Source organism: Cupriavidus sp. 2TAF22 (assembly GCF_052115045.1).
Classification (GTDB): Bacteria; Pseudomonadota; Gammaproteobacteria; order Burkholderiales; family Burkholderiaceae; genus Cupriavidus.
Map to the genome: position 1 here is coordinate 1 of NZ_JBFRFX010000098.1, position 4,209 is coordinate 4,209.

Here is a 4,209-nt window from a genome sequence, read left to right on the forward strand (position 1 = left end):
ACGTCGAGCAGCAGGAAACGGATGCCGGCACAGAAGTGGTGGAGGTAACCCCAGATCAGGGCCAGCAGAACCAGCTTGACGAAGCCGCCGGACAGGAGCGCCGAGAACTTTGCGAAACTCAGTTCGGAGGTGACGCTTTGCTCGAACAGATAGAGCACGAAAGGAAGGAGGAGGAACATCAACGCACCGCTTGCGCGATGCAGGATGGACACCTTGCCGGCCCAGGGCAACCTGTAACGCGCTAGCTGCGTGACATGGATGTTCCGGAACTCCGGCCTGGCTTGTTTGACGGCTTCAGCCATGCGAGACCCCATTTTGCGGTAAACAAAAAACGAAACTACTCAATGCCCTGCATGCAAATGAATGCAGTTGGAGCAAATCCACATAATTTTAGCGCCTTTGTTGCGCGGCGCACCAATAATTTTCAGCTATCGCGCACCAACATGCCGTGCCCGACAATCGCACGCGGCCTCGCCACGGCGTAATAATCCCACTTCGCGCAACAGCGGCGGCGGCCATGGCCGCGGCAACAATAACCGCCAGAGATTCCCACACGGCAACTCAGCTCAAATCGTTCTGATAATAGTGCCGGGTGGTGACATACAAGCCGCGCCGGACTTCGACGGGGCGGTCGCCGTAGGTAAACGACACGCGCTCGACGGACAGCAGCGGCGCGCCAGCCTCCACGGAAAGCAAGGCTGCGGTGGCGGCGTCGGCGGACACCGCGCGGATCTTCTCGGAGGCCCGGATCATGCGCGTACCGAACTCGGCCTCGAACAGCGCATACATCGGCCCCTTCCATTCGGTCAGCTTCTCGGCCGTCAGCCCTTTGAAATTGGTGCCCAGCAGCCAGATCTCGTCCAGCACGGTGGCCTCGCCGGAGAAAAACAGCACGCGGCGGATCTGCACCACGCTGTCGCCGGTGCGGATATCGAGCAGGCGGGCGATCTCGGCGGGCGCGCGCAGGCGCTTGCACTCCAGCACCTGGCTGGCGCCATAATGGGGCTCGCCCTCATCGGGGACGAGTCGCAGGAACCGGAACTTGACGCCATCCTCGTGATGGGTCGTGACGAAGGTGCCCTTGCCCTGGCGGCGCGCCACCAGGTTCTCGGCGGCAAGTTCGTCGATGGCCTTGCGCACGGTACCCTGGCTGACCTTGTAGCGGGCCGCGAGGTCCATTTCGCTGGGGATCATGTCGCCCGGCTTCCATTCGCCGGACTGCAGGCTCTGGGTGATGAGCGCCTTGATCTGCTGGTAGAGTGGGCTGAACGTGGGCGAAACCGCGGCCGCCACAGGCGACTGCGTGCCGGCGCCGGACGCAGCGGCGCCACTATCCTGCACTGCAGCAACGGCAGTACCGACGAGGGGCGTGGGCAGGGATGACATAGGCGAATTTCACCACAAAACGGCAAAGGGCGTCCAGCCCGGCATTAAATGTCTTATGTCTTATATAAGACATATGAATTGACATTGCGCGGAGGCGCGCCTACACTCCCGCTGGTTTCACGCCGGCACCACTCTGGATACGGCACCCCTCTTCGCAGTAGACTTACGCTTTGTCGCACCCCATGACCCGTAGTGGCTCCTCCCAGTCGGCATCGCTCCCAGCGCGCCGGCGGATTGCCGCCTGCCGCCGTGGCGACAAACTCGCACCCGGTGACGTACGGACCACCGTCCGGCGCGACACCGTCCAGTTTCCCCCTCTTTACGTTTGGAGATCTACTCATGGCTAAAGCCCCAATGCGCGTCGCAGTCACCGGCGCCGCTGGCCAGATCGGCTATTCCCTGCTGTTCCGCATCGCCAATGGCGACATGCTTGGCAAAGACCAGCCGGTCATCCTCCAACTGCTGGATCTCCCGCAAGCCCAGGCCGCCGTCAAGGGCGTGGTGATGGAACTGGAAGACTGCGCGTTCCCGCTGCTGGCAGGCGTGGTGATCACCGACGACCCCAAGGTCGCCTTCAAGGATGCCGACGTGGCCCTGCTGGTCGGTGCCCGTCCGCGTAGCAAGGGCATGGAACGCAAGGACCTGCTCGAAGCCAACGCCCAGATCTTCACGGTGCAGGGCAAGGCACTGGACGAAGTCGCCAGCCGCAACGTCAAGGTGCTGGTGGTCGGCAACCCGGCCAACACCAACGCCTACATCGCCATGAAGTCCGCGCCGAGCCTGCCGCGCGAGAACTTCACCGCCATGCTGCGCCTGGATCACAACCGCGCGCTGTCGCAGATCGCCGCCAAGACCGGCAAGCCGGTTTCGTCGATCGAGAAGATGTTCGTGTGGGGCAACCACAGCCCGACCATGTACGCCGACTACCGCTACGCGACCGTCGACGGCCAGAGCGTCAAGAACCTGATCAACGACCACGCCTGGAACAACGACGTGTTCCTGCCGACCGTCGGCAAGCGCGGCGCCGCCATCATCGAAGCGCGCGGCCTGTCGTCGGCTGCCTCGGCCGCCAACGCCGCCATCGACCACGTGCATGACTGGGTGCTGGGCAGCAATGGCAAGGTCGTCACGATGGGCATCCCGTCGAACGGCGAGTACGGCATCCCGGCCGACACCATGTTCGGCTACCCGGTGACCACCGCCAACGGCAAGTACGAGATCGTCAAGGGTCTGGAGATCGACGCCTACAGCCAGGAAAAGATCAACATCACCCTGAAGGAACTGGAAGAAGAGAAAGCCGGCGTGCAGCACCTGCTCGGCTGATCCTCCTCAGATCTAGTCCCAGGCAGCGCCAATGATCAGGCCGGAGCCCCGCAACGATTCACGGATCGGCGCGGGCTCCGGCTTTTTTCATGGGCGCGCCGCCCGGTCCCCGGACACCAACCCAAACCAGAATACCTAACGTGCATCCCTCCGAGGTCTTGTTCCAGGGCGAAGCCATTCCGGCCCAACTGCCGGTCTGCGACCACTATGCCGGCAACGAAAAGCTGATGCTGAAATCGCTCGCCCTGCAGCAAGAGCTTGGGCCGGTCTTCGACATCACCTTCGACTGCGAGGACGGCGCCGCGGTCGGCCTCGAGCGCGAGCACGCCGAGTTGTGCGCGCATCTGATCAACGGACCGCAAAACCGTTTCAACCGCGTGGGCGTGCGCATTCACGACCCCGCCCACCCGAGCTGGCGCGAGGACATCGACATCCTGGTCGGCAGCGCCGGCGCGCGCCTGGCGTACGTGGCCATTCCGAAGGTGGCCGACGTGGTGGAAGTCGCGCGCGTGACCGACCACGTCAACCAGGTGGCGCGCGCCGCCGGCATTGCGCGTCACATTCCGATCCATGTGCTGATCGAGACGCATGGCGCACTCGAACAGGCGTTCGACATCGCCCGCCTGGTGCAGGTCGAATGCCTGAGCTTCGGCCTCATGGATTTCGTCTCCGCCCACCATGGCGCCATCCCCGGCGAGGCCATGCGCTCGCCGCAGCAATTCGAGCAGCCGCTGATCCGGCGCGCCATGCTGGAGATCTCGGCCGCCTGCCACCGCCACGGCAAGGTGCCTTCGCACAATGTCAGCACCGACATCGAGCAGCCCCGACGCGCCGGCGAGGACGCCATGCGCGCCCGCACGGAGTTCGGCTACCTGCGCAAGTGGAGCATCCACCCGGGCCAGATCGACCCCATCGTGGCGGCATTCCGCCCGAGCGGCGCCGAGATCGGCGCGGCCAGCGAGATCCTGCTGGCCGCCTACGAGAACAACTGGGCGCCGATCCGCCACCAGGGCCAGTTGCACGACCGCGCCAGCTACCGCTATTACTGGTCGCTGCTGCAGCGCGCCCACGCCACCGGGGCGGAACTGCCCTGCATGGTGCTGGACCGCTTCTTTGCGTGAGTTCGATGTTCGCCGTTGCTGTAACCCGGATTCTTACCCGATCCATTGACCCGGGCCATTGACCCGGGCCCGATTGCCCGGCCCCGCATCCGGGCGGCAGCTTGACCGCCGGGCGGGCCAGCAGACAGACAGGAGACGCGATGCCAGAGCAGCAGCAGCAGCCAGTCCAGCAGGACGCCCCGAAGCCGAAGAAATCCGTCGCCCTGTCGGGCGTTGCCGCCGGCAATACTGCGCTCTGCACGGTCGGCCGCACCGGCAACGACCTGCACTACCGCGGCTACGACATCCTCGACATCGCCGAGACCTGCGAATTCGAGGAGATCGCCCACCTGCTGGTGCACGGCAAGCTCCCCACCCGCGCCGAACTCAAGGCCTACAA

5 protein-coding genes are annotated in these 4,209 nt (G+C 64.4%); 3 read left to right on the forward strand and 2 right to left on the reverse strand.

Annotated elements, in window-relative coordinates; genetic code table 11:
- Both sdhC and AB4Z48_RS40200 read right to left on the reverse strand, forming a co-directional pair.
- The coding region (sdhC, locus tag AB4Z48_RS40195) for a succinate dehydrogenase, cytochrome b556 subunit (RefSeq protein WP_441624433.1) at positions 1-302 on the reverse strand (302 nt) is incomplete at its 3' end.
- Between the two features lie 259 nt (positions 303-561).
- Positions 562-1,386, reverse strand: coding sequence for a GntR family transcriptional regulator (locus AB4Z48_RS40200; RefSeq protein ID WP_441624435.1), 825 nt, complete (start codon positions 1,384-1,386; stop codon positions 562-564).
- A gap of 339 nt (positions 1,387-1,725) precedes the next feature.
- Between AB4Z48_RS40200 and AB4Z48_RS40205 the strand changes: the two genes are divergently transcribed.
- The 3 genes from AB4Z48_RS40205 to AB4Z48_RS40215 form a co-directional block, all read left to right on the forward strand.
- On the forward strand, positions 1,726-2,709 hold the full coding sequence (locus AB4Z48_RS40205; protein ID WP_441624437.1) for a malate dehydrogenase: 984 nt from the start codon (positions 1,726-1,728) through the stop codon (positions 2,707-2,709).
- Between the two features lie 140 nt (positions 2,710-2,849).
- Entirely contained in the window at positions 2,850-3,830 is a 981-nt protein-coding gene (locus AB4Z48_RS40210; RefSeq protein ID WP_441624439.1) for an HpcH/HpaI aldolase/citrate lyase family protein, read from the forward strand.
- Positions 3,831-3,970: 140 nt separating this feature from the next.
- Positions 3,971-4,209, forward strand: a 239-nt coding sequence (locus AB4Z48_RS40215) for a citrate/2-methylcitrate synthase (protein WP_441624441.1), incomplete at its 3' end; no start/stop codon positions are given.

Bases quoted from the DNA above. Each gene is read 5' to 3' on its own strand.
- AB4Z48_RS40200 (WP_441624435.1), bottom strand. From the start codon at position 1,386: ATGTCATCCCTGCCCACGCCCCTCGTCGGTACTGCCGTTGCTGCAGTG.
- AB4Z48_RS40205 (WP_441624437.1), top strand. From the start codon at position 1,726: ATGGCTAAAGCCCCAATGCGCGTCGCAGTCACCGGCGCCGCTGGCCAG.